Origin of the sequence: Massilia sp. DWR3-1-1 (assembly GCF_049898325.1) — a bacterium.
Classification (GTDB): Bacteria; Pseudomonadota; Gammaproteobacteria; order Burkholderiales; family Burkholderiaceae_D; genus JAFCUW01.
Genome location: NZ_JAFCXL010000018.1, coordinates 23463 through 49117, shown reverse-complemented (window position 1 = coordinate 49117; position 25655 = coordinate 23463). Strand labels below are relative to the sequence as shown.

General features: G+C 66.3%; 28 protein-coding genes. 15 read left to right on the top strand and 13 right to left on the bottom strand.

Going from position 1 to position 25655, the window contains the following annotated elements:
* Positions 1 to 59: 59 nt before the first annotated feature.
* Complete coding sequence (locus ACP7EY_RS18125) at positions 60 to 458, top strand: DUF3597 domain-containing protein (protein ID WP_426196059.1); 399 nt, start codon at positions 60 to 62, stop codon at positions 456 to 458.
* Positions 459 to 480: 22 nt separating this feature from the next.
* Here ACP7EY_RS18125 and ACP7EY_RS18120 read toward each other — a convergent pair whose 3' ends face one another.
* On the bottom strand, positions 481 to 1530 hold the full coding sequence (locus tag ACP7EY_RS18120) for a serine endopeptidase (RefSeq protein WP_426196057.1): 1050 nt from the start codon (positions 1528 to 1530) through the stop codon (positions 481 to 483).
* Between the two features lie 126 nt (positions 1531 to 1656).
* Here ACP7EY_RS18120 and ACP7EY_RS18115 point away from each other — a divergent pair, with 126 nt between their 5' ends.
* A complete protein-coding gene (locus ACP7EY_RS18115) occupies positions 1657 to 3390 on the top strand; it encodes a cation:proton antiporter (RefSeq protein WP_426196055.1) in 1734 nt (577 codons plus the stop codon).
* A 28-nt stretch (positions 3391 to 3418) separates the two neighbouring features.
* Here the strand turns inward: ACP7EY_RS18115 and ACP7EY_RS18110 are convergent, their stop codons facing one another.
* From ACP7EY_RS18110 to ACP7EY_RS18095, 4 genes are all read right to left on the bottom strand, one after another.
* The gene (locus ACP7EY_RS18110; protein WP_426196053.1) at positions 3419 to 3811 is read right to left on the bottom strand and encodes a VOC family protein; all 393 of its coding nucleotides are present in this window, start codon (positions 3809 to 3811) and stop codon (positions 3419 to 3421) included.
* An 82-nt stretch (positions 3812 to 3893) separates the two neighbouring features.
* On the bottom strand, positions 3894 to 4244 hold the full coding sequence (locus ACP7EY_RS18105; protein WP_426196051.1) for a DUF4870 domain-containing protein: 351 nt from the start codon (positions 4242 to 4244) through the stop codon (positions 3894 to 3896).
* Between the two features lie 207 nt (positions 4245 to 4451).
* Positions 4452 to 6062 (bottom strand): FAD-dependent oxidoreductase, encoded by a 1611-nt coding sequence (locus ACP7EY_RS18100; RefSeq protein WP_426196050.1) that lies wholly within the window; start codon positions 6060 to 6062, stop codon positions 4452 to 4454.
* Entirely contained in the window at positions 6062 to 7573 is a 1512-nt protein-coding gene (locus tag ACP7EY_RS18095) for a polyamine aminopropyltransferase (RefSeq protein WP_426196048.1), read from the bottom strand. The genes ACP7EY_RS18100 and ACP7EY_RS18095 overlap by 1 nt, the downstream gene beginning before the upstream one ends.
* A 66-nt stretch (positions 7574 to 7639) precedes the next feature.
* On the opposite strand from ACP7EY_RS18095, the gene ACP7EY_RS18090 reads away from it, so the two are divergent.
* The 6 genes from ACP7EY_RS18090 to ACP7EY_RS18065 are packed head-to-tail and all read left to right on the top strand — an operon-like array spanning position 7640 to position 12355.
* Complete coding sequence (locus tag ACP7EY_RS18090) at positions 7640 to 8026, top strand: DUF350 domain-containing protein (RefSeq protein WP_426196046.1); 387 nt, start codon at positions 7640 to 7642, stop codon at positions 8024 to 8026.
* A gap of 24 nt (positions 8027 to 8050) precedes the next feature.
* A complete protein-coding gene (locus ACP7EY_RS18085; protein ID WP_426196044.1) occupies positions 8051 to 9091 on the top strand; it encodes an SPFH domain-containing protein in 1041 nt (346 codons plus the stop codon).
* Positions 9092 to 9100: 9 nt separating this feature from the next.
* Positions 9101 to 10543, top strand: coding sequence for a DUF4178 domain-containing protein (locus tag ACP7EY_RS18080; RefSeq protein WP_426196042.1), 1443 nt, complete (start codon positions 9101 to 9103; stop codon positions 10541 to 10543).
* The gene (locus ACP7EY_RS18075; RefSeq protein WP_426196040.1) at positions 10540 to 10731 is read left to right on the top strand and encodes a hypothetical protein; all 192 of its coding nucleotides are present in this window, start codon (positions 10540 to 10542) and stop codon (positions 10729 to 10731) included. Before ACP7EY_RS18080 ends, ACP7EY_RS18075 begins: the two co-directional genes overlap by 4 nt.
* Entirely contained in the window at positions 10728 to 11123 is a 396-nt protein-coding gene (gene speD / locus ACP7EY_RS18070; protein ID WP_426196038.1) for an adenosylmethionine decarboxylase, read from the top strand. Before ACP7EY_RS18075 ends, speD begins: the two co-directional genes overlap by 4 nt.
* Positions 11120 to 12355, top strand: a complete 1236-nt coding sequence (locus ACP7EY_RS18065) for a CaiB/BaiF CoA transferase family protein (protein ID WP_426196036.1) — start codon at positions 11120 to 11122, stop codon at positions 12353 to 12355. The genes speD and ACP7EY_RS18065 overlap by 4 nt, the downstream gene beginning before the upstream one ends.
* A gap of 9 nt (positions 12356 to 12364) precedes the next feature.
* Here the strand turns inward: ACP7EY_RS18065 and ACP7EY_RS18060 are convergent, their stop codons facing one another.
* Positions 12365 to 12691: a hypothetical protein gene (locus tag ACP7EY_RS18060; protein WP_426196034.1), complete on the bottom strand. Its 327-nt coding sequence runs from the start codon at positions 12689 to 12691 to the stop codon at positions 12365 to 12367.
* Positions 12692 to 12820: 129 nt separating this feature from the next.
* Positions 12821 to 14029 carry an MFS transporter gene (locus tag ACP7EY_RS18055; RefSeq protein WP_426196032.1) on the bottom strand — a complete coding sequence of 403 codons (1209 nt, stop codon included), beginning with the start codon at positions 14027 to 14029 and terminating at the stop codon, positions 12821 to 12823.
* A gap of 93 nt (positions 14030 to 14122) precedes the next feature.
* Here ACP7EY_RS18055 and ACP7EY_RS18050 point away from each other — a divergent pair, with 93 nt between their 5' ends.
* Positions 14123 to 15013, top strand: a complete 891-nt coding sequence (locus ACP7EY_RS18050; RefSeq protein ID WP_426196030.1) for a LysR family transcriptional regulator — start codon at positions 14123 to 14125, stop codon at positions 15011 to 15013.
* Here ACP7EY_RS18050 and ACP7EY_RS18045 read toward each other — a convergent pair.
* The 4 genes from ACP7EY_RS18045 to ACP7EY_RS18030 are packed head-to-tail and all read right to left on the bottom strand — an operon-like array spanning position 15004 to position 17482.
* A complete protein-coding gene (locus ACP7EY_RS18045; protein ID WP_426196156.1) occupies positions 15004 to 15894 on the bottom strand; it encodes a hypothetical protein in 891 nt (296 codons plus the stop codon). The genes ACP7EY_RS18050 and ACP7EY_RS18045 overlap by 10 nt on opposite strands.
* Positions 15894 to 16673: a hypothetical protein gene (locus tag ACP7EY_RS18040; protein WP_426196028.1), complete on the bottom strand. Its 780-nt coding sequence runs from the start codon at positions 16671 to 16673 to the stop codon at positions 15894 to 15896. The genes ACP7EY_RS18045 and ACP7EY_RS18040 overlap by 1 nt, the downstream gene beginning before the upstream one ends.
* Before the next feature lies 1 nt (position 16674).
* Positions 16675 to 17169, bottom strand: a complete 495-nt coding sequence (locus tag ACP7EY_RS18035) for a hypothetical protein (protein WP_426196026.1) — start codon at positions 17167 to 17169, stop codon at positions 16675 to 16677.
* A gap of 22 nt (positions 17170 to 17191) precedes the next feature.
* Positions 17192 to 17482 (bottom strand): DnaJ domain-containing protein, encoded by a 291-nt coding sequence (locus ACP7EY_RS18030; RefSeq protein ID WP_426196024.1) that lies wholly within the window; start codon positions 17480 to 17482, stop codon positions 17192 to 17194.
* 136 nt (positions 17483 to 17618) lie between these two features.
* Here ACP7EY_RS18030 and ACP7EY_RS18025 point away from each other — a divergent pair, with 136 nt between their 5' ends.
* The 4 genes from ACP7EY_RS18025 to ACP7EY_RS18010 all read left to right on the top strand — a co-directional run bounded on the left by ACP7EY_RS18025 (position 17619) and on the right by ACP7EY_RS18010 (position 22893).
* Positions 17619 to 19379 (top strand): glutamine--tRNA ligase/YqeY domain fusion protein, encoded by a 1761-nt coding sequence (locus ACP7EY_RS18025; RefSeq protein ID WP_426196022.1) that lies wholly within the window; start codon positions 17619 to 17621, stop codon positions 19377 to 19379.
* Positions 19380 to 19507: 128 nt separating this feature from the next.
* The gene (locus ACP7EY_RS18020) at positions 19508 to 21364 is read left to right on the top strand and encodes a CHASE domain-containing protein (RefSeq protein WP_426196020.1); all 1857 of its coding nucleotides are present in this window, start codon (positions 19508 to 19510) and stop codon (positions 21362 to 21364) included.
* A gap of 294 nt (positions 21365 to 21658) precedes the next feature.
* Complete coding sequence (locus ACP7EY_RS18015; RefSeq protein ID WP_426196018.1) at positions 21659 to 22276, top strand: glycine-rich domain-containing protein; 618 nt, start codon at positions 21659 to 21661, stop codon at positions 22274 to 22276.
* 188 nt (positions 22277 to 22464) lie between these two features.
* Positions 22465 to 22893 (top strand): hypothetical protein, encoded by a 429-nt coding sequence (locus ACP7EY_RS18010; protein ID WP_426196016.1) that lies wholly within the window; start codon positions 22465 to 22467, stop codon positions 22891 to 22893.
* Between the two features lie 19 nt (positions 22894 to 22912).
* Here ACP7EY_RS18010 and ACP7EY_RS18005 read toward each other — a convergent pair whose 3' ends face one another.
* Positions 22913 to 23170, bottom strand: a complete 258-nt coding sequence (locus ACP7EY_RS18005; RefSeq protein ID WP_426196014.1) for a hypothetical protein — start codon at positions 23168 to 23170, stop codon at positions 22913 to 22915.
* A 280-nt stretch (positions 23171 to 23450) separates the two neighbouring features.
* On the opposite strand from ACP7EY_RS18005, the gene ACP7EY_RS18000 reads away from it, so the two are divergent.
* Positions 23451 to 23705 carry a hypothetical protein gene (locus ACP7EY_RS18000; RefSeq protein ID WP_426196012.1) on the top strand — a complete coding sequence of 85 codons (255 nt, stop codon included), beginning with the start codon at positions 23451 to 23453 and terminating at the stop codon, positions 23703 to 23705.
* Positions 23706 to 23714: 9 nt separating this feature from the next.
* Here ACP7EY_RS18000 and ACP7EY_RS17995 read toward each other — a convergent pair whose 3' ends face one another.
* Complete coding sequence (locus ACP7EY_RS17995; RefSeq protein ID WP_426196010.1) at positions 23715 to 24608, bottom strand: SDR family oxidoreductase; 894 nt, start codon at positions 24606 to 24608, stop codon at positions 23715 to 23717.
* 12 nt (positions 24609 to 24620) lie between these two features.
* Between ACP7EY_RS17995 and ACP7EY_RS17990 the strand changes: the two genes are divergently transcribed.
* A complete protein-coding gene (locus tag ACP7EY_RS17990; RefSeq protein WP_426196008.1) occupies positions 24621 to 25652 on the top strand; it encodes a CDP-6-deoxy-delta-3,4-glucoseen reductase in 1032 nt (343 codons plus the stop codon).
* The last annotated feature ends 3 nt before the right edge of the window (positions 25653 to 25655 follow it).

Below are 25655 nucleotides of genomic sequence, written 5' to 3'. Positions count from 1 at the left end.
GTTTTCCACCGTCTTACCGATACCACCCCACCCCACTAACCACAATAAGGCATACCATCATGGGCATTCTGAGCAACATTTTCCATAAAATCTTCCCATCCTCGCACCCTGCCAACACGGGCGCGGCCCCGGCAGCGCCAGCACCGACGGCGGCCCCGGCCCCGGCCACCACCGCTGCACCGGCAAGTGCGCCGGCGCCCATCGCCGAAGTCGATGTCGCCGCGATCCTCAACAATATGCCGGGCGCGGCCGCGCTGAACTGGCGCACCTCGATCGTCGACCTGCTCAAGCTGGTCGGCCTCGACAGCAGCCTGCAATCGCGCAAGGAACTGGCGCAGGAGCTGCACTACACGGGCGACACCAACGATTCGGCCAGCATGAACATCTGGCTGCACCGCCAGGTCATGAACAAGCTCGCCGCCAACGGCGGCAAGGTCCCGGCCGAGCTGAAGGACTGAGTCTCCCCTCGCGACTGACGCCTCAGCCGCCCTGGCTGAGGCTGGCCGGTGTGCCGCAGGCGAAGCAATAGCGCGCAAACGCACTCTTGCGCGCTGCGCAGTGTCCACAGCGGTCGAACAGGCCGATGCCGCAATGGGGGCAGAAATCGGTCTTGCCGTCCTTCAAGTCAACGCTGCGTTCGCAGCCAGGACAGATATTCTTTGCCAGCCGTGCCATCGCCGTGTCGTAGCTGAGCGTCTCGCGCCGCTGCTCTTCGGGCAGCGCCTCGACCAGCTTCTGGCGCGCGAGGTAGGCTTGCAGCGACTTGATGGCGTAGCGCCCCGCCAGCGCCGTCACGATAATGCCGACGATGTAACGCACGTAGCCGCCATAGCTGGGCAGATACGGCACCAGCTCGACAAAAAAAGCAAACACGGCGAAGAAAATGAAGCCCCACACGAACGGCCAGTAGGCGTTCTTGCGCTTCCTGGCGAACAGCCAGCCAGCGAGCAGCAGCAGCGGCAAGGTCACCGCCAGGCGGTACAGGAACACCCGCGTTTCGTGCCGTTGCGCGACCACCTCGTAACGCTCGGCGGCGGCCTCGCGCAAGCGCTGGGCGTCGTCCGTGGCGCGCGCGCCGGCCTGGCGGGCGTCCAGTTGCGCCTGTTCCTGCGCCTGCACCACCGCCAGCGCGGCGCGCTCGGTGCCCTTGAGCTGGTCGATACTGCGGGTGCGGGCGAGCAGTTCGGGGTCCCGGTCGGCCCGCTCGGTGGCGCGCCGGGTGGCCAGCCAGTTCTGCAGGCTGGCCTGGGCGCTGGCGGTATTCGAGGCGGCCACCTTGTGCTGCTGCTGCGCCTGCTCCAGCGCCTCCCCGGCCGCCGCGCGGCGCTTGTCGGCCCGCTCGATGGCGCCCTGCACGGCGGCCCACTGGCCCGGTTCGATAAAACTTTCCATCGATGGCGGCGCCTGGACCTGCCACAGGTTTTCCACCACCTTGCCGCCCAGCCCGATCAAGAAGGCCGCGAACACCAGCGCCACCAGCCACAAGCCCCGTTCCATCCACGTCTGCGTCAAGCGCAATCCCTTGGCCATGCGATTCTCCTGTTGTGTTGCTCGTACGGCAAAGATTGCCAGTGATGCATGCAAAGCGCCAGCATAATCGGCGGTGGCCCCGCGCAGCGTTAAAATGCAGCAATCATTGACTGTCCGGGATTCCCAGTGCAAGACCACGCTTTCCCCTTCTTGCGCGAAATCCTGCTGTTTCTGACGCTGGCGGGCATCTTGATGCCCCTGCTGCAGCGCCTGCGCATCAACCAGGTGCTCGGTTTCCTGGCGGTCGGCGCCGTGGTCGGGCCGTTCGGCCTGGGCCTGCTGGCCGAGCGCTATCCCACGCTGGCGTATTTCACGTTCCCCCGCCTCGACGGGGTCAATGTGCTGGCCGAACTGGGCGTGCTGTTCCTGATGTTCATGATCGGCCTCGAATTGTCGGCGGCGCGCCTGTGGGCCATGCGGCGCTGGGTGTTCGGTGGCGGCACCGCCCAGGTGCTCGTCAGCGCGGCCCTGCTGGGCGGGGCGCTGGCCCTGTTCGGGCTGGGCTGGCGCGCCGCTGTCGTGCTGGGGCTGGTGCTGTCGCTGTCCTCGACCGCCGTGGTGATGCAATTGATGGCGGCGCGCCAGACCACCACCAGCACCCTGGGCCAGGCCGCCTTTGCCATCCTGATGCTGCAAGACCTGGCGGTGGTGCCCTTGCTGATCCTGATTGGCGTGCTCAGCGGCAGCGGTGACGGCAATCCCGCCATGCTGGCCGCCACCACCATCGCCAAGGCGGGCCTGGCCATCGCCCTGATCTACCTGGTGGGCGGGCGCATCGTGCGGCCCCTGTTTCGCAACCTGGTGCGCCACCACCAGAGCGACGTCTTCATGGCGCTGATCCTGCTGACGACGCTGGGCATTGCCGGCATCAGCGCCGCCGCCGGCCTGTCGATGGCGCTGGGCGCCCTGATCGCCGGCGTGCTGCTGGCCGAAACCGAGTTCAAGCACGAGATCGAACTGATGATCGAGCCGTTCCGGGGTCTGTTGATGGGCTTGTTCTTCATGACCGTCGGCATGGGCACCGACGTCAGCCAGATCGCCCGCGCGCCCCTGCTGCTGGCGGCCATGCTGCTCACGCTGGTGACGCTCAAGACCGCCGTCACCAGCGTCGTGTTGCGGCGCGGCGGCCTGCCGTGGGGGCGCGCCGTCGAAGGCGGCCTGCTGCTGGCCCAGGGCGGCGAATTCGCCTTCATCGCGGTCGGCTACGCGCTGGCCGGCCACCTGATCGACGGCGCGCTCGAGCAGCAGGTGATGCTGGTGGTAACGCTCAGCCTGTTCATCACGCCGCTGCTGGCGCGCCTGGGCAAAAACATCGGCGACGCCAGCACCCTGCGCCAGCAGGGCGCCGCCGTACAGGTCGATGGCCCGGCGCCGCACGCGGGCGGTCACGTCATCATCGCCGGTTACGGCAGGGTCGGACAGATGCTGGGGAAATTGCTGGCGACGCAGCACCTGCCCTACCTCGCCTTCGAGGCCGATGCCGTGCTGGTGGCGGCCCTGCGCAAACAGGGCCATCCCGTTCACTTCGGCGACGCCGCCCGCGCCGAACTGCTGCGCCGCGTGCAGGCGGGCCAGGCGCGCGCCATCGTGCTGACGATGGACCACCCGCAATCGTCGCTGCAGGCGGTGCAGGGCATCCGCCGCGAATTCCCCGACGTGCCCCTGTTTGCGCGGGCGCGCGACGAACAGCAGGCGCGCCTGCTCAAGGCCGCCGGCGCCACGCTGGTGGTGCCGGAAACGCTCGAGGCAAGCTTGCAGTTATCGGCCTTCGTGCTCGAGGCGATGGGGCTGGACCAGGCGGCCAGCGATGCGCTGATCGACCGCGAGCGCTCGCTGTTCAACGCCGCCCTGTCGCCCTGAGCGCTGGCGCTGGCCTAGACTTACCGGCTTACTTGACGCGGTACAGCGCGCACAGCTTGTGGCCATCCGGGTCGCGCACATAGGCCAGGTGCAGGGCGCCCATGGCGCCTTCGCGCAGGCCGGGCGGCTCTTCGCAGGTCTGGCCGCCATTGGCGAGCGCGGTGGCGTGAAACAGCTGCACCTGCTCGGGCGAGTCGCACTTGAAGCCGATGGTCGAGCCGTTCGAACTGGTCGCCACTTCATCGTTGATCGGTTCGCTGACGGCGAAGCTGTTGCCCGCGTGGCGGTAGAACAAGCGGGTGTGGCCCGAGGCGGCCACGTTGCGCACGGGCGCGCCGCCACCGAGGATGCCGAGCACGGCGTCGTAAAAACGTTGCGAGCGGTCGATGTCGTTCGTGCCGATCATGATGTGATTGAACATGCTGTCTCCATATTGCCCGAGGGGGTCTGCGGGCTTGTGCTCAGAGTATAAGGCAGGCGCGGCCGCGGGCCGCGCCGGCGTCTTACTTGATCAGGCGAATCGTCATCGGATAGCTGTAGACGACGCCATTGCTGGCCTTGACGGCGGCAACGATACTGAGAATCAGGTTGGCCAGCGCGACGATCCAGAACAGGAACAGGCCGATCAGCACGAAGGACAAAATGAAGCAGACAAAATACATGATCAGCACGGTGATCTGAAAATTCAGCGCTTCTCTGGCGTTGTCGGTCGTAAAAGTATCGGCATCGCCCTTCTTGATCAGGTACACCACCAGCGGCGCGAGCCAGCTGAAGAAAATCGCCCCGATGTGCACCAGGATTGCCATGGTTTTGTCACCGCTGGCCTTGTTGACCGGCACGCTGTTATCCATCATGTACTTCTCCAGGCTAATTTTTCTCGAGGGAGCGCGTCGGCCGCGCGGCCGCTGGTAGCGCGAAAGGTGCTGCACCGGCAGGCCTGATCTTGCACGCGCCGGCACCGTGGGCGAGGCCCATTTTGGCCTTCAAATTGTACTGCCTTTATTAAATAAACACTATTAAATAGTCGCCAATCCGATGCCATCAAGGCAGCGCGCCGGCGCTCACCGCCGGACGACTTTGCGGGCCGCCGTGCAGCCCCACCAGGCCGCCTCCTCGAACACGGAAAAGCCCGACAGGTCGGCGTGCGCAAACACGATCGGGCCGTCGTGCGCGCGCAGCGCCGCCGTCCCCGCATTGCTGCGAAAGCCCGGCAGCGGCGCGGCCATCGCGTGCCCGCGCAAGGTGATGTCGACGCGTTCGACGCAAGGGGCGAACTTCCAGCCGTAGGCCGCTTGCAGGTCGGCGCTGGCCAGCTCGACGAGCTGGGCCGGGGTGGCCGTCATCATCCACTTGCGCGCCTGCGCGGGCGTGCGGTCCGACAGCGCCACGTAGGCGCTAAATACGGTCTGCGTCGGCGGCGCCTGGCGGATGTCCTGGTGGGTCGAGACCACGTAGCCCAGGCCCGGCTCCTGGTAGACCACGTTGTCCCAGGCCAGCGGCGCCTCGGGCAGCTCGGCGGGAAAGTCCTTCATCAGGAAATTGGCCACCAGCCACGGCGCGTACACCGGCATGTGCGCCTTCGCATCGAAGCCGAGCGCGCCGATGTGCTCGACCACGCGCGCCGCCACCATCAGCGGCATGGCGCAGACGGCCTTTCTCGCCTTGACCAGGTAGCTGGTGGGGTGGCCGTCGACCAGCGTGAAACACAGGGCCTCGACGCCGCCGCCCGCCTGGCGCAGCGAGGCCACCGTGCCGGCGCGGCGGGCGATGGCCGATTTTTGCGCCAGCGCCGCCGCCACCGGCGCCATCCCGCCCGGCCAGGTCAGCCAGGCGCCATTGCCGGCGTTGGCCGCCTGCCCCCAGCGGCTGCAGTAGTAATGCAGGCCGGCCCAGGCCGACACCTGGTCGTAGCGCCTGCCGTAGTCGTCGCGGCAGCAGTAATTGAGGTACCAGTGCAGGGTCGGCGCCGTGTAGCCCTGCTGGTCGAGCCACTGCTTGAGGGTGATGCGATCGAGCGCGTCGAAGGCCGGGTCGCGCGAGGACAGCACGGTGGGGAACACGAAAATGCGGCGGCCGTCGCTCCCGCGCAGCGCGCGCAGGCGCTCGACTTCGGCGAAAAAACGCCGGTGCTGGGCCAGTTCGGCCGCGTCGACGCCGTGGGTGGGCAGGAAGCCGTCCTGCCAGGCGCCCCGGTACAACAGGCGCTCTTCCGGTCCGTGCAAAATGAAGCGCTCGTCGTAGGTGGGTTTTTCGCCATACGGATCCGCTTGCAGGATGCCCAGGTCGAACAGGATCTCGCGCACGTGGCGCGACTCGGGCGACGGCAGCGGCAGGTAGTGGCCGCCGGTGGGAAATTCGAGCGCGCCGAAGCGGCCGCCGGCGGCGTTGCCGAAGGGCTGGGGGCCGTCGATCATCAAGGCATCCCGGTGGCCGTCGCGCTGCAACTGCCAGGCGCAGGCCAGGCCGGCAATGCCGGAACCGGCGATGACGACGTCGGTCTCGACGACAAAGGCGGGCGCCGGCAGGGCCGCGCCCGAACGCAGGAAGTGGCCCTCAGCGCGGCCCGGATAGTGCACGCTGGCGTCGATCTCCTGCCAACGCTGAAAGACGCCCGCGCCGGCCGCCGCCGCCAGCGCCGCGCCGCCGGCGGCGATGAAGGTGCGCCGTTCCATCAGCGGATCACCTGGCGCCAGTCCTGCTCGAATTCATGCACCAGCGACTGCGTGTTGAGGCGGTTCGGCGCCATCTCCAGCTTGGGCATGTCGGGCGGGAAGGCGAACATCTCGCGCGTGGTCGCCTCGTTGAGAAAGCGCAGCGGCAGGCGGTAACGGGTGGGCGGCGTGTAATCCTGCTGCGCCGACGCCAGCACGAAACCCCACTCGCCGAACGAGGGCACGTAGGCGTGGTAGGGATAGGTCTTCATGCCCACTGCGCGCAAGGTGGCGTCAATGGTCCAGTAGGCGTGCGGGGCAAAAAATGGCGAGGTCGATTGCACCACCACCAGGCCGTTGACGGCGACGTGCTTTTTCACCATGCCGTAAAACGGCACCGAGTACAGCTTGCCCAGGGCGAAGCTGGACGGGTCGGGAAAATCGATGATGGCGGCGTCGAACATGGCCGTGCTGTTTTGCAGCCAGATGGCGGCGTCGGCGTTGACGACGCTCACGCGCCGATCGGAAAACGCGCCGTGATTGAGCCGCGCCAGCTCGGGCCGCGTGGTGAATGCGGCCGTCATGGCCGGATCGAGGTCGACCACGGTGACGTGCTCGATGTTCGGATAGCGCAGGATCTCGCGCAGCGCCAGGCCGTCGCCGCCGCCCAGCACCAGCACCCGCTTGGCCCACGGCAGGCGCTCAAGCGCCGGGTGCACCAGCGCCTCGTGGTAGCGGTACTCGTCGCGCGAGGAAAACTGCAGGTTGCCGTTGATGTACAGGCGCGTGTCGTCGCGCCACCTGGTGATCACCAGCCGTTGGTACGGCGTGGTGGTGGCGTAGACGATCTCGTCGCCGAACAGGCCATGCTCGCCCCACTGCACCATCCGGTCCGACAGGGCAAAGCCGGCCACCAGCACCAGCATGACGATGCCGGCGCGCAGGGCGCGCCCGGCCACCCCGGTCAGCTCGGCGCGAAACGCGTGCAGGGTCCAGAAGCCGACCGCCACGTTGAGCATGCCGAACAGGAATCCCGTGCGCACCAGCCCCAGGTGGGGCGCCAGCACCAGCGGGAACAGCAGCGAGACGGCCAGCGCGCCCAGGTAGTCGAAAGTGAGCACGCGGCTGACCAGTTCATTGAAGGCGGTCTGGCGCTCGTTCAGGGCGCGCATCACCAGCGGCACCTCCATGCCGACGAGGGCGCCGACCATGAACACGAGCACATAGAGCAGGGTGCGAAACGGCGCCGCCATCCACGAGAACGTCATGAACAGGATGGCCGCAGACAGCCCGCCGATCAGGCCCACGGCCAGCTCGATGTCGATGAAGCGGGCCAGCACATCCTCGTCGCGCACGTACTTGGAAAAGTGGGCGCCCACGCCCATGGCGAACAGGTAGCAGCCGATAATGGTGGAAAACTGCAGCACCGAATCGCCCAGCAGATAGCTCGACAGGGCGCCGGCGATGAGTTCGTAGGCCAGCCCGCACGAGGCCACCACGAAGACGGAGAGAATGAGAATTCGTTTGGTCATGAATCGTCTTTTGTTCTAAGATTGCCCTGTCCTGTCAGTCTGACTATATTAACTAAGGGAAACCTGATGCCCGCCATCCTAGCCTATCTGTTGCACCTTTTGACGGCGGCTGCCATGGTAGTGGTATTTTTCGTGTTTTACACGCGGGTGACGCCCTTCAATGAAGTCCTGCTGATCCGCCAGGGCAACCAGGCGGCCGCGTTTTCGCTGGGCGGGGCGCTGGTCGGCTTTGCCGTGACGATCGCCTCGGCCCTGCTGCACACGGCCGACTATGTCCAGTTCACGGGCTGGGCGGTGGGCGCCATGCTGGTGCAGGTGCTCGTCTACGCGAGCGCCACGCGCCTGCTGAACATGTCGAAGGACCAGATCGAGGCCGACAACAAGGCCTTCGGCGTGCTGCTGGGCGCCATTTCCCTGTCGATCGGCCTGATCAACGCCGGCTGCATTTCCTGACCCTCGTCCTCACCGGAGACCACCATGTCATTTGGCTCATTCATCAAGAAGCAGTTCATCGACGTCCTGCAATGGAACGAAGAGAGCGAGGGCGTGCTCGCCTGGCGCTTTCCCATGCAGGATTTCGAGATCCAGAACGGCGCCATCCTCAACGTGCGCGAGTCGCAGGTGGCGGTGTTCGTCAACGAGGGCACCATCGCCGACGTGTTCGGCCCCGGCACCCACAAGCTCACCACCAATACCCTGCCCCTGCTGACCAACCTGAAAAACTGGGACAAATTGTTCGACTCGCCCTTCAAGTCGGACGTGTACTTTTTCAGCACGCGCGTGCAGACGGGGCGCAAATGGGGCACGCCGCAGCCGATCACCATCCGCGACAAGGATTTCGACATGATCCGCGTGCGCGCCTTCGGCATGTTCTCGTACCGGGTGGCCGACGCGCGCACCTTCTTCACCGAGATCAGCGGCACCCGCGAGGTGTTCACCCGCGACCAGGTGGAAGACCAGCTGCGCGGCATCATGCTCTCGACCATGGCCAGCTCGCTGGGCAGCGCCAACGTGGCCTTCCTCGACATGGCGGCCAACCAGGCGCTGATGGCGCAGCAGGTCAAGGGCGACCTGGCCAGCGCCTTCGCCCGCTACGGCGTGGGCCTGGACGAATTTAACGTCGCCTCGGTCAGCCTGCCGGAAGAACTGCAGGCGGCCCTCGACGAGCGCATCGGCGCCGGCATGAAGGGCGGCCTGTCGGCCGACAAGATGGGCGGCTTCACCCGCTTCCAGGTGGCCAGCAGCATTCCGCTGGCGGCGCAGAACGAAGGCGGCATGGCCGGCATCGGCGCCGGCCTGGGCGCCGGGGTGGCGGTGGGCCAGGCGATGGCGCAGGGTTTGTCGGGGGCATTCGCGCCCGCCGCCGCCCCTGCCGCCGCACCTGCCGCACCGGCCGCCCCGGCGGAATCAATCGAAGAACGCCTGGGCAAGCTCAAGAACCTGCTCGACAAGGGCCTGATCTCCGCCGCCGACTACGACAGCAGCAAGGCCGAACTGCTGAAAAAATTGATCGGTTAAGCGCACTTCATGCAAATCGTCGCCTGCCCCAGTTGCGGCGCCCAGGTCCAGTTCAAGTCGCACGCCTCCGTGGTGGCCGTGTGCGAGTACTGCCGCGCCACCGTCATGAAGGATGCCGACGCCGTCAAGGACCTGGGCAAGATGTCGGCGGTGCTGGAAGACTACACGCGCCTGCAGATCGGCAGCGCCGGCACCCTGGCCGGGCGCGGTTTCAGCGTGGTCGGGCGCATCCAGCTGAAATACGCGGCCGGCATGTGGAACGAGTGGTACCTGCTGTTCGACGACGGCGCCACCGGCTGGCTGGGCGATTCGTCGGGCCAGTACACGGTCACCACGGCGATGGACGCCACCAGCGCCCTGCCCGCGTTTGAGGACATCGTCGCGGGGCGCCACTACAACATCAACGACGAGCGTTTTACTGCCGCCGAAACGCGCAGCGCCAGCTGCATCGGCGGCCAGGGCGAGCTGCCCTTCAAGGTGGGTGCCGGCTGGCAGACGCGGGTGGCCGACCTGCGCCACGGCAGCGCCTTCGTCACCCTCGATTACGCCGATGGCGACACCCCGGTGCTGTACAAGGGCCTGGCCGTCACGCTCGAGCAGATGCAGTGCCAGCTGCTGCGCGACGACGAGCAGATCCGCCAGACGGCGGGCCGCTACCGCGGCCGCCTGGAAGCGCTCGACTGCCCGTCCTGCGGCAGCGCCATCGGCTACCTGCCCGGCGTGACCACCAGCCTGGTGTGCCCGGCCTGCCAGGCGGTGCTCGACGCCAGCACCCCGCAAGCGCAGATCCTGGCCCAGAGCGCCAACGTGACGGGCGTGCGCACCACCCTGGCGCTGGGCGCGACGGCCACCATCGGCAAGGTGACGTGGCAGCTGATCGGCGCCATGACGCGCGCCGACGACGAAGGCAGCGGCTGGACCGAGTACCTGCTCTACAACACGGCCGCCGGCTTTTTCTGGCTGGTGGAAACGGACCAGGGCTGGTCGCGCTCGGCCGTGATGGCGAGCTGGCCCGAGTGGGCCTCCGTCAAGGCCGACAGCGCCAGCATCGACCAGGTCAGCTTTCGCAAGCTGTACGACTATCCGGCCACGGTGCAGTGGGCCGCCGGCGCGTTCAACTGGCGCGTGGCGGCCGGCGACGTGGTGCGGGTGTTCGAATTCGAAAGCGGCCAGACCCGGCTGGCGGCCGAACTGACCGGCGAGGAGCTGACCTGGTCGCGCTCGACGCCGGTGGCCTTCGACCAGGTGCGCAGCTGGTTCGGCGACACGCCGGCCGCCATCGCCCCGAAAAAACCGCCCTCGACGGGCAGCGCCACCCGCTTCGCCCTGTGGATCCTGGGCTTGAATGCGATTCCCCTGCTTTTCAACTTTTCGGGAACGATCTTCTGGGTCGTCATCGCCATCGTCGCCATCTACCTGTCCGAGCATTTTTTCGGCGCCAAGAACCCATGAACGGCAAACAATTCCTGTTCGCCCTGCTCGTCACCGTCGTCACCACCGGCGCCAGCTGGGTCAAGCTGATCGCCGCGCCGTCGAGCGGCGGCAGCGCGCGCGGCAGCAGCTGGAGTTCCGGCAGCGGCGGCGGCAGCTACGGCGGTGGCGGCGGTTACAGTGGCGGTGGCGGCGGCGGCCACAAGTGAGCGCGCCACCGCTAGCCCATCGCCCCACCGGCCAGCACCTGCTGGCCGACCTGCACGGCGTCGATGCCGCCCTGCTCACTTGCACGGCATCCATCGACGCCCTGCTGCGCCACGCCGCGCTGGCTGCCGGCGCCACCATCGTGCACGGCCACTTCCACAGCTTCGGCCCGCAACAGGGCGTCACCGGCGTGCTGCTGCTGGCCGAATCGCACATCTCGATTCACACCTGGCCCGAGTGGCGCTTCGCCGCCCTCGACGTGTTCATGTGCGGCGAAGCCGCGCCGCAACTGGCGCTCGAGGCGATCGCGCGCCAGTTGCGGCCAGAGCACATCGACATCAACAACATCGCCCGCGGCAGCAGTGCGCCGGCCATCGACAAGGTTCAGCCATGACAGCATCTCTTCCCAAGGCCCTGGGCCACATCCGCGTGCTCGATTTGTCGCGCGTGCTGGCCGGCCCCTGGTGTTCGCAAAACCTGGCCGACCTGGGCGCCGACATCATCAAGATCGAACGCCCCGGCAGCGGCGACGACACGCGCGCCTGGGGGCCGCCCTACGCGCGCGACGCCGACGGCGCCAACACCAGCGAAGCGGCGTACTACCTGGCCGCCAACCGCGGCAAACGCTCCGTTACCTGCGACATCGCCACCAGCGAAGGCCAGGCGCTGGTGCGCGAACTGGCGCTGCACGCCGACGTGGTGCTGGAGAACTTCAAGGTGGGCCACCTGCACCGCTACGGTCTCGATTACGCGTCCCTGAAGGCGCTCAAGCCGGACCTGGTCTACTGTTCGGTGACGGGCTTCGGCCAGGACGGCCCGTACGCGCACCGCGCCGGCTACGATTTCCTCATCCAGGGCATGGGCGGCTTCATGTCGATCACGGGCGAGCGCGACGAGCTGCCCGGTGGCGGCCCGCAAAAGGCGGGGGTGGCCATCGTCGACCTGATGACGGGCATGTACGCCACCGTCGCCGTGCTGGCGGCGCTGACCCACCGCGACCGCACGGGCGAAGGCCAGCACATCGACATGGCCCTGCTCGACGTGCAGGTGGCGATGCTGGCCAATATGGCCAGCAATTACCACACCACGGGCGTGGCCCCCAAGCGCTACGGCAATGCGCACGCCAACATCGTGCCCTACCAGAGTTTTGCCTGCCAGGACGGCCACATCATCGTCGCCACCGGCAACGACAGCCAGTACCGCAAGTTCGTCGAGGCGGGCGGCTGCCCCGAACTGGCCACCGACCCGCGCTTTACCAGCAATCGCCTGCGGGTCGAGCACCGCGCTATTCTCGTGCCCTTGCTCGACGCGATGGTGGCGCGCCAGCCGCGCGCAGAATGGATTGCGCGCCTCGAAGCGGTGGGCGTACCGTGCGGCCCCATCAACGATATCGCCGACGTGTTCGACAACGAGCAGGTGATCGCCCGCGGCATCGCCGTCGAGCTGCCCCACCCGACGGCGGGTACCGTCACGCTGGTGCGCAGCCCCATGAAAATGTCGGCCACGCCGGTGGGGGCGGACACGGCGCCGCCCCTGCTGGGCCAGCATACCGATGAGGTGTTAAGCGAGGTGTTGGGGCGCAGCGCCGCCGACATTGCGGCGCTGCGCGAACGCGGCGTGGTGTAAGCGACGCGCTCAGTGCAGCTGGTGCTTGAGCTGCGACAGCTCCGCGTGCACTTTCGACACGGCCGTTTCCAGCTGCGTCGAAATATGCTCGTCCGAGCGGCTCATGCGGCGCGCTTCGTCGCCCATGTCTTCAAGGCGGTCGATGCATTCGATGATGCGGGCCTGCTCGCTGCCGCGGATGATGGCGTCGGCCGCGCGCGCCTCGTCGGCCATCTTGTGGAGGTAGGCGCGCAGTTGCGGCGGGCTGTCGGTGGCGGCGTCGCAGGCCCGTTCGGCGTCGCCGATGGTGCGCACGATGGTGGTGAAGCGTTGCTTGATTTCGCTGGTTTGCAACATGATGAGGCTCCTCCTGGTAGCGCCGTCCGTTTGGCGTGAACCCGGTCTGTCGTCCTGGACGGCGTGAACGCATACCGTGCGCAAATTATGCGCCGCCGCCAGCGGACGCAGCGCGCGGTTTGTGTGCGCTCATGCCACCGGATCGAGCGCCACCGGCAGCACGGGCGCCAGCGAGCGCAGGCGCAGGGCGATCAGGAAGCTCGCGCCCAGGATGGCGCCCAGCAGTCCCACCACGCCGGACCAGCCGGCCGCGCTCCAGACGGTGCCGCAGAGCGAGCCGACAACGCTCGATCCCAGGTAGTAAAACAGCAGGTAGAGGGCCGAGGCGAGCGCCTTCGGTTCGCGCGCGCGCCGGCCCACCCAGCTGCTGGCCACCGAGTGCGAGGCGAAAAAGCCGAAGGTGAACAGGCCGATGCCGGGCACGATCAGCCAGGCCGACGCAGACAAGGTCAGCAGCAGCCCCGTCAGCATCACCCCCATCACCAGCCACAGCACGTTGCGCCGGCCCAGCCGGTCGGCCAGCCGCCCCGCCCAGACGGAACTGAAAATACCCAGCAAATACATGCCCGACAAGAGGCCGACGCCCGTCTGGCTCCAGCCGAACTCGCTGCCCAGCATGCGAAAACCGATGAAGTTGTACAGACTGACAAAACAGCCCATCAGCAGGAAGGCCAGCGCGAACAGCCACGGCAGGCCGGGGTCGCGCAGGTGCTGGAGAACGCCGGCCACGAGCGCGTCCCGCCCCCGCTGGCCCTGGCGGAAATGCTTCGACGGCGGCAGGCTGCGGCGAAACTCCCAGGCCGCGTACAGCCCGGCCGCACCGATGCCGGCCAGCGCGTAGCGCCACGAATAAAAATCGCTGATCACCGAGGTCAGTACCCGGCCCAGCATGCCGCCGAAGGCGCTGCCGCCAATGTACAACCCCATCGACAGGCCCAGCGAGGTCGGTTCGATTTCTTCGCCCAGGTAGGCCATGGCGATCGATGGCATGCCGCCCAGCGCCACCCCCAGCAGGGCGCGCAGCACCAGCAGTTGCGGGTAGGTGTGGGCGAACGCGCAGGCCAGCGTCAGCACGGCGCCGCCCAGCATGGCGCCCACCATCATGGGGGTGCGGCCGACGCGGTCGGAGACGATCGAGGACAGCACCAGCGAGATCGCCAGCGCCGCCGTCGACACCGACAGCGACAGGCTGCTTTGCGCCGGCGTCAGGGTGAATTCGCGCGCCATCAGCGGCATCAGCGGCTGCACGCAGTACAGCAGCGCGAAGGTGGAAAAGCCGCCGAACACCATGGCGCGGTTGATGCGTTTGAATTCCGGGCTGCCGGCGTGGACGCTCATGGGACACTTATCAAGGTAAAAGTTGATCTTAGGATTGCGCTGTAATACTGTCCAATATATATTTCAGGCGTCTCTCATACTTAAACAAGATTAATGGAACTGCGCCAGCTACGTTACTTCATCGCCGTGGCCGAAGAGCTGCACTTTACGCGGGCGGCGGCGCGCCTGCACATCGGCCAGCCGCCCCTCAGTCACGCCATCGCGATGCTTGAACAGGATGTGGGCGCGCGCCTGCTCGAACGCAGCAAGCGCTGGGTGCGCCTGACGGAGGCGGGACGGCTGTTCCTGGTCGACGCCCGCCGCATCGTGGCGCTGGCCGAGCAGGCCCGGCTGACGGCGCAGCGGGCCGAGCGGGGCGAACTGGGCGAGCTGCGCATCGGTTTTACCTACTCGACGCCGCTGACGCCCCTGTTCGCCGCCGCCATCAACGCCTACCGCCAGGCCTATCCGCACGTGACGCTGATCCTGCAGGAGCTGGCCACCCTGCGCCAGCTCGAAGGGCTCGAGCAGCGCAGCATCGACCTGGGCTTCATCCGCCCGCCCGAGCTGCCGATCCCGCCCACCATCCGTACCACGGCGCTGCGCGAAGACCCGCTGGTGGTGGTGCTGCCCAGCCGCCACCGGCTGGCGGCCAGGTCCGTGCTGGCGATCGCCGAACTGGCCGATGAATCGTTCGTGATGTATCCGCAAGGGGCGGGAACGGGGATTTATCCGCAGATTTTCCGGCTGTGCCGCGAGGCCGGCTTCGTGCCGCGCATCACCCAGACCGCCAACGAATCGTCGACCATCATCGGCCTGGTGGCGGCCGGCAGCGGCATCACCCTGCTGCCAGCCGCGTTCGAGCGAATTGGCCTCGAGGGGGTCAGCTACCGGCCGCTGTCGGACAAGGGCGCCATCACCATGCTGTACCTGGCGCAGCGGGAAGAAGCGGCCGCGCCGCTGGTGGCGGCTTTTGTCGACATGCTGCTACAGATTCAATCGTAGTCGGCGTCGAGCTCCGAGCCCGCGTAATTTTCCAGCTCGGCGAACAGGGTTTTCATCGCCGTGCGGCTGCGGATTTTTTGCAGCACCGTGCAATGCTCGCGGTAATTGGCGATGCGGTCGGCCAGCACCGCCTGGTGCTGGGCGGGCACCTGCGCCATCAGCGCGGCCCAGCCCGCCTCGAAGTCCGGCTTGTTGGCGCGCACCGACTTGACCAGCGCCTCGAACGCCTTCTGTCCCGTGCGCGCGACAATCTGGCCGTCGCCGGCGACGGCGAAAATGACGGCCAGCGCAATGACACCCTCGGCGTTCAGGTCCGGGTCGAGGATCGGCCCGCGCGAGTGGTGGCGGCGCAGCCAGGCGGCGGCGCGCACGATCGCCTGCACGCCCTTGCGCTCGTGCAGTTGCAGGGCGTAGCGCTCGTGGCCCGACCAGTTCTGGCCCGGATCGGCGTAGCACAGGTCGACAAACAGCTCTTTCAGGCGGCGCTGCAGGTAGACCGGGTCCTGGTCGTACTCGCTGACCAGGCTGTCCTCGGGCAGGGCCGACAAGTCCTTGACGAGCCGGAAGCCCGCCTGGAAGGCGTGCTCGGCGCCGTGTTCGATGAGGAAATCGAGCGCCGCTTCGTCGCCCTCGTGCTCGAGCGCGTGATCGAGCCCCAGCGAGACGCCGCCGATGGCCAGAAAAAACGCGCGCTGGATGCCCTCGGCGGTCTTGTCGTTGGTAAATTTCTCGGCAACCATGGCGGTGATGCCCGCCAGTTCATCGGCCAGGATGACGATCTCGTCGTCGACCGGGCGCGCCGCCGCGGCGCGGATGGCCCGCACCAGGCGCGGCAGGTGTTCCTCGACGATGGCAAGCTGGCCTGTTCCTGCCGGGGCCATCACGAGAAAATATCCGTGCCGAGGCTCTTGCGCGCGCCCCGCTTGGGCACGTTGCTACGGGTGGACGGCACCTGCTTGCGCAAGCGGTACAGCAATTCCTTGGTCGAGCGCTGCATGAAATTGGGTTCCTCGTCCGGGTCGTCCGAAAACTCGGCGTCGGCCAGGTCGGCGCTGTGGCGGAAGTCGGGGAACAGCTCGAACAGGGCGCGGTCCCAGCCATCTTCGCTGGCGCGCGCCAGTTCGATCGCCAGCGGCACCAGGTCGCTGTCGGACGAGGTCTGGCCCGTCATGTAGGGGCCTTTCGAGATGATCTCGTCGGCCACTTCGAGGATGTCGCGGGGCGCCATCGAAAACAGGATGGCGAAAATGGTCGCGCCATGGTCCGAGCTCGAGGCGGCCGCCAGCAGCGCGGCCCGGCGCTCTTCGTCGTCGGTGGAAAACACCACGCCGTGCACGTGCGAAAACAGGCTCTCGGCGACGCGCTCGGGATCGTCCTCGATGTTGTCGTCGGACCAGGTGGCGGCGAAAAACGCCAGGCTGTCGGCCCAGGCCTGGGGCGGCACCAGCAAGGTCGCCAGCGAGGTCTTGCCGCCGTCAAAGCCGGCCAGGTGCAAGGCCGTCACTTGCGGCGGCAAGTTACTGAGCACCTCGACCACGGCCAGGTCGCCGTGCTCTTCGACGGCATCGGAAAACGCCTGCTCGGCATGCGACAGCGAGCCGGCCAGCACCAGCTCGCTGACCTGCCGCGACAGCGCCGGCAAATGGGATGTGGTGGCCATGTCAGTCCTCCTTGTCGAACATCTGGGCGAAGTCGTCGGTGACGTCGTCATCGTCGTGCTCGTCGTCGCCGTCGTCGTCGCGGCTCAGTTGCTCGAGCGACTGGTCGTCGTCGTCCCACTTGCGCGGGTTCTTGAACAGGAACGCCGTGATGATGGCCTGGCGCGCCAGTTCCGGGTGCGCGGCGGTCATGCCGGCAAACATTTTTTCGGCCTCGCCCGCGCAGGCGGCCATGGCGATGACGGCGGCGGCGTCGCCCCCTTCGTACTCTTCGGCTTCTTTCAGCAAGCCTTTCGGGTCGCTGAAGCTGATGTGGTCAACCAGCGCGAAGCTCATCATGTTGACGTCTTCGATGCCGCCACCGGCCGCGTATTCGCTGGCCAGGGCGTCCTGCATCAGCTTGTAGTTCTTGCGATCGGGCGGATCGCCCAGGATGCCGTCGATCTGGCCTTCGAGCTCGCGCGACTGGTAAGCAAATTCAGGGTGTACTTTTCTCATTACCAACTTTCAAAACAAGGGGTCAGGCGGGCAGCGCCACGCCATTCAGGCTGAACAGGGAACGCACCAGCTCGTACGCTTCCGCTTCGGCGTCGAGGATGATGCGGTGATTCACGCTCTGGTCGTAATCGGCGCGCTTGGCCCGGTCCGACAAAATTTCGTAGGCCTTGGTGACGCTTTTGAAGCGCACCTCGGCGGCCGGGGCGTCATTGCGGTCCGGGTGGTAGCGCATCGCCAGGGCGCGGTAGACTTTTTTGATCTCGTCGGCGCTGGCGTTGGGGGCGACACCGAGGACGGCGTATAAATTTTCCAAGTGGGAACTCCGGCAGCAAGCCAAAACCGTTAAAGCGAGATTATGCTATATAACAGGCGGGCCCGCCCATAGCGGCGCCCAAGTGCTGCCGTCGATACGGTAAAATGCAGCGATCTTATCCACATTCGCCCCTCCCATGAGCATTGATAAAAATAATACGGCGACCAGCCCGAACGCGGCGCCACTGACGTCCAATTTCCTGCGCGCCATCGTCGAAGCGGACCTGGCGGCAGGCACCCACGCGAGCACCGGCCTGCCCCCCGTCATCACCCGTTTCCCCCCCGAGCCCAACGGCTACCTGCACATCGGTCACGCCAAGTCGATCTGCCTGAACTTCGGCATGGCGCGCGACTACAACGGCGTGTGCCACCTGCGCTTTGACGACACCAACCCCGCCAAGGAAGAGCAGGAATACGTCGACACCATCATCGACAGCGTCAAGTGGCTCGGTTTCAACTGGGAACGCGACGGCCAGAGCCACCTGTACTACGCCTCCGACTATTTCGAGCAGCTCTACGCGATGGCCGAATACCTGATCACGGCCGGCTTTGCCTATGTGGACAGCCAGAGCGCCGACCAGATCAAGCTCAACCGCGGCAATTTCGGCACGCCCGGCACCAATTCGCCGTTCCGCGACCGTCCCGCCGCAGAATCGCTGCAACTGTTCCGCGACATGAAGGCCGGCAAATACCAGGACGGCGAACACATCGTGCGCGCCCGGATCAGCGACGACGCCATGGCCGCGCCCAACATGAACCTGCGCGACCCGGCCATCTACCGGATCCGCCATGCGCACCACCACCGCACGGGCGACGCCTGGTGCATCTACCCGATGTACGACTACACGCACCCGATCTCGGATGCCATCGAACACATCACGCAGTCGCTGTGCACGCTCGAATTCCAGGATCACCGGCCGTTCTACGACTGGCTGCTGGCCACCCTCGCCGCCGGCGGCTTCTTCCAGCAGCCGCTGCCGCGCCAGTACGAGTTCGCCCGCCTCAACCTGACCTACGTCGTCACCAGCAAGCGCAAGCTGCGCCAGCTCGTCGATGAGCACATCGTCAGCGGCTGGGACGATCCGCGCATGCCCACCATCGTCGGCCTGCGCCGGCGCGGCTACACGCCCGAATCGATCCAGCTGTTTTGCGAGCGCATCGGCGTGTCGAAGGCCGACGGCTGGATCGACATGAGAACCCTCGAAGGCGCCCTGCGCGACGACCTCGATCCGAAGGCGCCGCGCGCCACGGCCGTGCTGCGTCCCCTGAAACTGATCATCGACAATTTCCCGGAAAACCACGCGGAGCCGTGCACCTCGCCCGTCCACCCCCATTTTCCGGAGCGGGGCCTGCGCAGCTTCCCCATCACGCGCGAACTGTGGATCGAGCAGGAAGATTTCATGGAAGTGCCCGTCAAGGGCTATTTCCGCTTCTTCCCGCCGATCGGCGACGCGCCCGGCAGCCGGGTGCGCCTGCGCCACGGTTACGTTGTCGAATGTGTCGGCTTCGACAAGGACGCCGATGGCGCCGTCAGCGCCGTGCACGTGACCTACTTTGAAGACAGCAAGTCCGGCACGGAAGGCTCGAACAGCTACAAGGTCAAGGGCAATATCCACTGGGTCAGCGCGGCCACCGCCGTCGAAGCCGAAGTGCGCCTGTACGACCGCCTGTTCACGGACGCGCAACCGGACGCGGGCGGCAAGGATTTCATCGCCGCCCTCAATCCGCGCGCGCTCGAAGTCGTCACCGCTTTCCTGGAGCCGGGCATGCGCGACGCCCAGCCCGACCAGCGCTTCCAGTTCGAGCGCCATGGCTATTTTGTGGCCGACCGGGTCGACAGCAGCGCTGGCAAGCCCGTGTTCAACCGCATCACCACGCTCAAGGACAGCTGGAAGTAAGCGCAAAGTAAGTGCGGCCGGGCGCGCCTGGCCCATCCTGACAATGCTGCTAGGTTCGCCCGCCGCCGCAGGCGCGTAACTTAATCCATGTCAACGTCGTCACAGCCGACGCGTCCATGGAGTGCGTCATGCGAGATCCTGTCAGCTATCTGCCCCACCGTTTCGCCAGCAGCGGCGCCATTGCCGGCGGCCTGCTGCTGTCGTTGCTGGTGGGCGCGGCGTTCTACACGATCACCGCCGGCATCATCGAACGCGATGCCAGCCGGCGCTTCACCAACATGGCGCGCAGTGTCAAGCTGACCGTCGACGGGCGCATCAAGAGCTATACGGACGTGCTGCGCGGCAGCGCCAGCCTGTTTGCCACCTCGAAGGGGCTCACGCGCGAACAGTTTCATCGCTACGTGGAGGGCCTCGCGCTCGAGCGCGAGTTTCCCGGCGTCGAAACGATCAACTTTGCCCGCTACGTCGACGGCGCCGAGCGCGCCCGCTTCGAACGCCAGATGAACGAGGACGTGACCGAGTTCGCTTCCGGCTATCCGGCCTTCGCCATCACCCCGCCCGGAAACCGGCCCTACTACACGGTGCTGACCTACATCGAACCGATTTCCGCCTGGGCGCAGCGCTTCGGCTGGGACATCTCGGCGCGCGGCAATGCGGCCGCGCTGGAAGTGGCGCGCGACACGGGCCAATTGTCGGCCTCGGGGGTGCCGATCGCCCCCCTGTCGGGCGTGTTCAAGGTGGGCCTGGCGATGCGCCTGCCGATCTACCGCAGCGACATGCCCGACACCAGCGTGGCCAGCCGGCGCGCCTATTACCTGGGCTCGGTCGGAATCGGCTTTTCCGTCAACAAGCTGGTAGTGGGCGTGCTTGACCAGTTGCCCGCGCGCGCAGTGCGCATGATCATCACCGACGTCACCAATGACCGCGGCAGCCGCGACAGCGATGGCAAGTCGCGCCTGCTGTTCGACAGCGCGGCCCGGCCCGGCGTGGCCGTGCGCCCGCCGGCGGCGGGCAAGGACGATTTCACGGAAAGGCTGGAAATGAATTTCGGCAAGCGGCGCTGGCTCGCCGATTTTTCCGTCCAGCGCAGCTACCTGTACAGCAACTTCGACACCTTGCTGCCGTGGGCGGCCATGCTGCTGGGCGCGGTCAGCTGCGGCCTGCTGACCACCTTGTTCCAGATCATTTCCTCGTCGCGCCGGCACGCCGTCGACCTGGCCCAGACGATGACCCAGGAACTGCGCGCCAGCGAAGCGAAGTTGCAGTGGTCAAACGAAAACCTGCGTCGCCTGGCGGCCCACGTCAACAATATTCGCGAAGACGAGCGCAAACGGATCGCCCGCGAGATCCACGACGACCTGGGGCAAAACCTGCTGGCCCTGCGCATCGAGGCGGACATGCTGTCGCAGCGCACCAGCGCGCGCCAGCCGCGCCTGCATGAACGGGCGCTGGCGACCTTGCGCCAGATCGACGCCACCATCAAGAGCGTGCGCCAGATCATCAATGACCTGCGCCCGAACGTGCTCGACCTGGGCGTCAATGCCGCCGTCGACTGGCAAATCAGCGAATTTCGGCGCCGCACCGGCATCGACTGCCAGCTGATCGAAAACGATGAGGAAATCGCTGTCAGCGACGAGTGCGCCACGGCCCTGTTCCGCATCTTGCAAGAATCGCTGAGCAATATTTCACGGCATGCCAAGGCGACCCGGGTGAAGGTCGAGTTGAGCGTGGCCCATGGCGCCATTTCGATGACGGTGAGCGACAACGGCGTGGGCGTGCGCCACAGCGGGCGCCACAAGGCGGGCTCGTTCGGCCTGGTCGGCATCGAAGAGCGGATGAACATCCTCAATGGCGAATTCAGCCTGGTCAGCAGCCCCGGCGGCGGCACCACCATCCACATCGCCATGCCGGTCGACGCCGACCCGGCGCGGGCGCCCTGGCCCGCGGGCACCGCCGCGCGGCAAGCGAGCGCCACCCTCGCGTGAGCGAGGCCGTAGGCGACATTTCGCTGTAGTGCAAGCGGAAAAACGCCTTAGGACCAATCCGTCGCGTTCGGAATACAGTCGAAAAACCGTTGATCAATGTCAAGTTAAACCCGCTTCCAGTCAGCAACAATGAGCGGACTGTTTGACACCGAGCACGGTGCGGCAGTGCCCACGAGGGCGGACTTTAGCTGGCAGGACGATCGGATTTCTCCTCAGGAAATGTACGTCACGATGCCGCAACGGGCCAGTATCCGCCTACACAATGATCTACCTTCCGACACCAAGGATGACGCCATGAACTCGATCAATGCAATGCACGACATCGCCAAACTCGACCTGGATGCGATCAAGGTCAAGCTGATGCACCAGCAATCCGGCGAGGGCTGGACGGCCGCGCACGCCGATGCCATCGAAGTGGAATACCGCCGCTTCCTGTGCATGATGCACATGTACCCGCAAGAGCCTATCGCCCCGCTGGTGGACGTCGACACCTTCTGGCACTACCACATCCTCGACACCCGCAAATATGCGGCCGATTGCCAGCAGGCCTTCGGCTACTTCCTGCACCACCATCCCTACGTGGGACTGGGCGAGGACGACGCCGCCGACCACCCCGCGTTTGGCGCGCGCATGCATGCGCTGTACCGGGCCACCTTCGGCGAAGCCTGCCTGAGCGGCGCGCACGCCACCGCCTGGTGCTCGCTCAACGACGGCGCCAGCGCCCGGCAGACGGCTTGGTGCTCGCTCGACGACAAGGCGGGGACCGCGCGCACAGGGGCAGAAGCAAGCGGCACGGCATGGTGCTCCGCCACCGCCAAAGGCCTGGGCACGGCGTGGTGCTCGCTTGGCGCCAGCGCGCAAACGAGCGCCTGGTGCTCGGCGGCGAACAGCGCCACGCTGCTGGCCGCCTGATCGGGGCAAGGCGGGCACGATTCCTGAGACCATTGATAAAGATCAATGTCTCACAGGCTAGGGAGTGGATAGTTTGATTTCCGTCAGTCTTTGCAAGCAAACAATTGAAGATTGCGCAAGCGGCTGACGGATTGCTGCCATCAGGCGGCGACCGCCCTTTTATCCATCCCGACGACCGAGGAGTCACCATGAATGTGAAACGCGCCCGTGTACTGATTGCACCGCTTGCAGCGCTTGACCTGTCAACCGTTCGTACGCGCCTGATGCACCCGCGCGCAGGGCTGGGCTGGACAGAAGCGCGCAGCGTGGCCGCCGAAATGGCGTACCGCGAATTTTTGCTGTTCGCCAGGGACAACCCTGGCGCCACGCCCTCGCCGGCACCCGACGTCGACGCGTTCTGGCACTGCCACATCCTCGACACCGTCAAGTACGCGCGCGACTGCGCCGACACCTTCGGCTATTTCCTGCACCACGGGCCCGACGTCGAGTTCGATGAGGATGACGACGATGCGGCGCGCGCCAGCTACTGCGCACTGACGCGGCCGGCCAGCTACTGCGCCCTGACGCGACCGGCCAGTTATTGCGCGCGCGTGGCGCTCAGCGCGCCGCTTTGCTGAGCGCCCCGCGCTGCCCGCCTTACGCCGCCGACGGCTCCGGCGGACTGGCCATCAGGGCCCGCAGTTCGCGGATGCTGATGGCGCTCGCTTCATGCATGCGCAGCAAGATGGTGGCGCCGATGGGCAGGGTCCGGTGACGGATCTTGCTGATGACGGGCGGGGCCACTTCGAGCACGCGCGAGAGCGCGGCGTCGTTTTTCAACTTCAGTTTGGCGATGATCGCGTCGAGCACCTTGGCCGGGTTGTAGACGGCCATATTGGTCGATTGCTTGCTCATTGTCGTAATCCTTTCAAGATCGCAGGCACACCAGCGTACGGGGTGCCGTGTTAAATGGAGTCGTCCGCGGGAAGAAGTCGATTGCTTCAGCAGACCCAATGAGCATACACGGCAGCAAGGCCGATTACTTAAGCGAGCCTTATCGTACCGACCACACCATGCAGAATGAATTTCCGCACAGAAATTGCCCGGCCGGCGCGCCGCGACCGCACCGGCGCTTGCGTTAGAATGGCGCTCTGCCCGTAATGGGTTTAATTTCACCAACAACAGGCGCCGCGAAATGACATACGAAGAATTCCTCGATGAGGTCACGACTTTATTGACTGAAATATACGAGCTCGACGATGCCGCCGCCATCAAGCTCGTCGTCGATGCCCAGGACGCCGAGTATTTCGTCGCCCACGACGACCACGAAGCCATGCGCACGATCGAACGCGCCAAGGACGACGCCAAGGCGCTGTTCGAGCAGCGCAAGCAAAAGGTACTGACGCAGCAAAAGCAGCAGCAGCGCCGCGCCCAGCAAAAAAAACAATAGGCCGCCGGCTTACCCGCTGGCGGCCATCGCCGCCAGCGCCGGCCCGATCTGCGGGTAGCGCAAGCGCACGCCCAACTCGCGCTTGATGCGATCGTTGCCGATGCGCCGCGATTCGCTCATAAAACTGAGCAACTGCGGCGACACCTGCTGCGCCAGCGCCGCGCGCGCCAGCCGCGGTGGACGGGCCATGCCGAAAGCGTCGGCCACCGCGTCGAAATACGCCGCCATCTGCAGTTGCGTGTCATCGACGGCGTTGTAGATCCGTCCCGGCAGGCCCCGCACCAGCGCCAGCGCGACGATGCGGGCCAGGTCGTCGGCATGGATATGGTTGGTAAAGACGTCGTCGGCCGCCGCCAGCGCGGGCGTGCCCAGGCGCAAGCGCTCAAGCGGCAAGCGCTCGCGTGCATAGATGCCGGGCGCGCGCACGATGGCCAGGCTGCTGCCGCTGCCCCGGGCCCACTGGCGCAGCACGCGCTCGGCGTCGACGCGGCGGATGGCACGCGCGTTGCGCGGCGCCAGCGGGCGCGTTTCGTCGATCAATTCCCCCTGGCAATCGCCGTACACGCCACTGGTGCTCACATAAACGAGGCGCGCGCCGTCGGGTAAAATGGCGGCCAGCTTGCGGCTGCGCTGGTCGAGCACCCCCTGCCCCGGCGGCGGCGCCAGGTGCACGATGTGGCGGGCCAGCCCTTTCAGGCGCCGCAGGCTGGCGCGCTGGTCGAGGTTGGCGACAATCGGCACGGCGCCGGCCGCGCGCAGGGCCGCGCAACGTTCAGGGCTGCTGGTGACGGCAAACACCCGAAAGCGCGCGCGCACCAGCGGCAACAGGCGCATGCCGACGTCGCCGCAACCGATGATAAGCAGGCGCGGCCGCTTAAATTTTTGCTTGTTCAATGGTTTCATGAGGGAGATTGTATGACGTTCCAGATCACGGTTGCACCAAGCGGCCACCGCTTCACCTGCGAAGCCGGTGAAACGGTGTTGGGTGCGGCGATTCGGGCCGGCATCGGCTTGCCCTATGGCTGCAAGAACGGCGCCTGCGGTTCCTGCAAGGGCAAGGTGCTCGAAGGCGCCGTCAGCCACCGCGCCCACCAGCAGCGCGCCCTGTCGGCCGACGAAGCGGCAGCCGGCTTTGCCCTGTTTTGCTGCGCCACCACCGAGGCCGACCTGGTCATCGAAGCGCGCGAAGTGGCCGGCAGCACCGACTATCCGGTGCGCAAGATGCCTGCGCGCGTCGCCAGGCTCGACAAAGTCGCGCCCGACGTCATCGTCGTGAGCCTGCAGCTGCCCGCCAATGAAGCGCTGGCCTACCGCGCCGGCCAGTACCTCGAATTGCTGTTCAAGGATGGCAAGCGGCGCGCCTACAGCATCGCCAACGCCCCGTCGAGCCTGGAGTCGCCCGTCACCCTGCACATCCGCCACATGCCGGGCGGCCTGTTCACGGACGCGCTGTTTTCCACCATGAAAGAGCGCGACATTGTGCGCTTCGAAGGCCCGCTGGGCACCTTTTATTTGCGCGAAGACTCCAGCAAGCCCATCGTGCTGCTGGCCTCGGGCACGGGCTTCGCGCCCGTCAAGGCGCTGATCGAACACCTGATCCACCTCAAGTCCGAGCGCCCCGTCAGCCTGTACTGGGGCGGTCGCCGTCCGCAGGACCTGTACATGCACGCCCTGTGCGAGCAATGGGCGCAGATCCTGCCCCACTTCCGCTACGTGCCGGTGGTGTCGGCGCCGCTGCCGGAAGACCACTGGACCGGCCGCACCGGCTTCGTCCACGCCGCCGTCATCGACGATGTGCCCGATATGGCCGGCCTGCAGGTGTATGCCTGCGGCGCCCCCGTCATGATCGAAGCGGCGCAACGCGATTTCGTCGCCCGCTGCGGCTTGCCGGCCGACGAATTTTTTGCCGATGCGTTTACCAGCGAAGCGGACCTGGCCAGGCCGTAAATA

Bases quoted from the DNA above. Each gene is read 5' to 3' on its own strand.
- ACP7EY_RS18125 (WP_426196059.1), top strand. From the start codon at position 60: ATGGGCATTCTGAGCAACATTTTCCATAAAATCTTCCCATCCTCGCAC.
- ACP7EY_RS18120 (WP_426196057.1), bottom strand. From the start codon at position 1,530: ATGGCCAAGGGATTGCGCTTGACGCAGACGTGGATGGAACGGGGCTTG.
- ACP7EY_RS18110 (WP_426196053.1), bottom strand. From the start codon at position 3,811: ATGTTCAATCACATCATGATCGGCACGAACGACATCGACCGCTCGCAA.
- ACP7EY_RS18105 (WP_426196051.1), bottom strand. From the start codon at position 4,244: ATGATGGATAACAGCGTGCCGGTCAACAAGGCCAGCGGTGACAAAACC.
- ACP7EY_RS18100 (WP_426196050.1), bottom strand. From the start codon at position 6,062: ATGGAACGGCGCACCTTCATCGCCGCCGGCGGCGCGGCGCTGGCGGCG.
- ACP7EY_RS18095 (WP_426196048.1), bottom strand. From the start codon at position 7,573: ATGACCAAACGAATTCTCATTCTCTCCGTCTTCGTGGTGGCCTCGTGC.
- ACP7EY_RS18090 (WP_426196046.1), top strand. From the start codon at position 7,640: ATGCCCGCCATCCTAGCCTATCTGTTGCACCTTTTGACGGCGGCTGCC.
- ACP7EY_RS18085 (WP_426196044.1), top strand. From the start codon at position 8,051: ATGTCATTTGGCTCATTCATCAAGAAGCAGTTCATCGACGTCCTGCAA.
- ACP7EY_RS18080 (WP_426196042.1), top strand. From the start codon at position 9,101: ATGCAAATCGTCGCCTGCCCCAGTTGCGGCGCCCAGGTCCAGTTCAAG.
- ACP7EY_RS18075 (WP_426196040.1), top strand. From the start codon at position 10,540: ATGAACGGCAAACAATTCCTGTTCGCCCTGCTCGTCACCGTCGTCACC.
- ACP7EY_RS18065 (WP_426196036.1), top strand. From the start codon at position 11,120: ATGACAGCATCTCTTCCCAAGGCCCTGGGCCACATCCGCGTGCTCGAT.
- ACP7EY_RS18060 (WP_426196034.1), bottom strand. From the start codon at position 12,691: ATGTTGCAAACCAGCGAAATCAAGCAACGCTTCACCACCATCGTGCGC.
- ACP7EY_RS18055 (WP_426196032.1), bottom strand. From the start codon at position 14,029: ATGAGCGTCCACGCCGGCAGCCCGGAATTCAAACGCATCAACCGCGCC.
- ACP7EY_RS18050 (WP_426196030.1), top strand. From the start codon at position 14,123: ATGGAACTGCGCCAGCTACGTTACTTCATCGCCGTGGCCGAAGAGCTG.
- ACP7EY_RS18045 (WP_426196156.1), bottom strand. From the start codon at position 15,894: ATGGCCCCGGCAGGAACAGGCCAGCTTGCCATCGTCGAGGAACACCTG.
- ACP7EY_RS18040 (WP_426196028.1), bottom strand. From the start codon at position 16,673: ATGGCCACCACATCCCATTTGCCGGCGCTGTCGCGGCAGGTCAGCGAG.
- ACP7EY_RS18035 (WP_426196026.1), bottom strand. From the start codon at position 17,169: ATGAGAAAAGTACACCCTGAATTTGCTTACCAGTCGCGCGAGCTCGAA.
- ACP7EY_RS18025 (WP_426196022.1), top strand. From the start codon at position 17,619: ATGAGCATTGATAAAAATAATACGGCGACCAGCCCGAACGCGGCGCCA.
- ACP7EY_RS18020 (WP_426196020.1), top strand. From the start codon at position 19,508: ATGCGAGATCCTGTCAGCTATCTGCCCCACCGTTTCGCCAGCAGCGGC.
- ACP7EY_RS18015 (WP_426196018.1), top strand. From the start codon at position 21,659: ATGAACTCGATCAATGCAATGCACGACATCGCCAAACTCGACCTGGAT.
- ACP7EY_RS18010 (WP_426196016.1), top strand. From the start codon at position 22,465: ATGAATGTGAAACGCGCCCGTGTACTGATTGCACCGCTTGCAGCGCTT.
- ACP7EY_RS18005 (WP_426196014.1), bottom strand. From the start codon at position 23,170: ATGAGCAAGCAATCGACCAATATGGCCGTCTACAACCCGGCCAAGGTG.
- ACP7EY_RS18000 (WP_426196012.1), top strand. From the start codon at position 23,451: ATGACATACGAAGAATTCCTCGATGAGGTCACGACTTTATTGACTGAA.
- ACP7EY_RS17995 (WP_426196010.1), bottom strand. From the start codon at position 24,608: ATGAAACCATTGAACAAGCAAAAATTTAAGCGGCCGCGCCTGCTTATC.
- ACP7EY_RS17990 (WP_426196008.1), top strand. From the start codon at position 24,621: ATGACGTTCCAGATCACGGTTGCACCAAGCGGCCACCGCTTCACCTGC.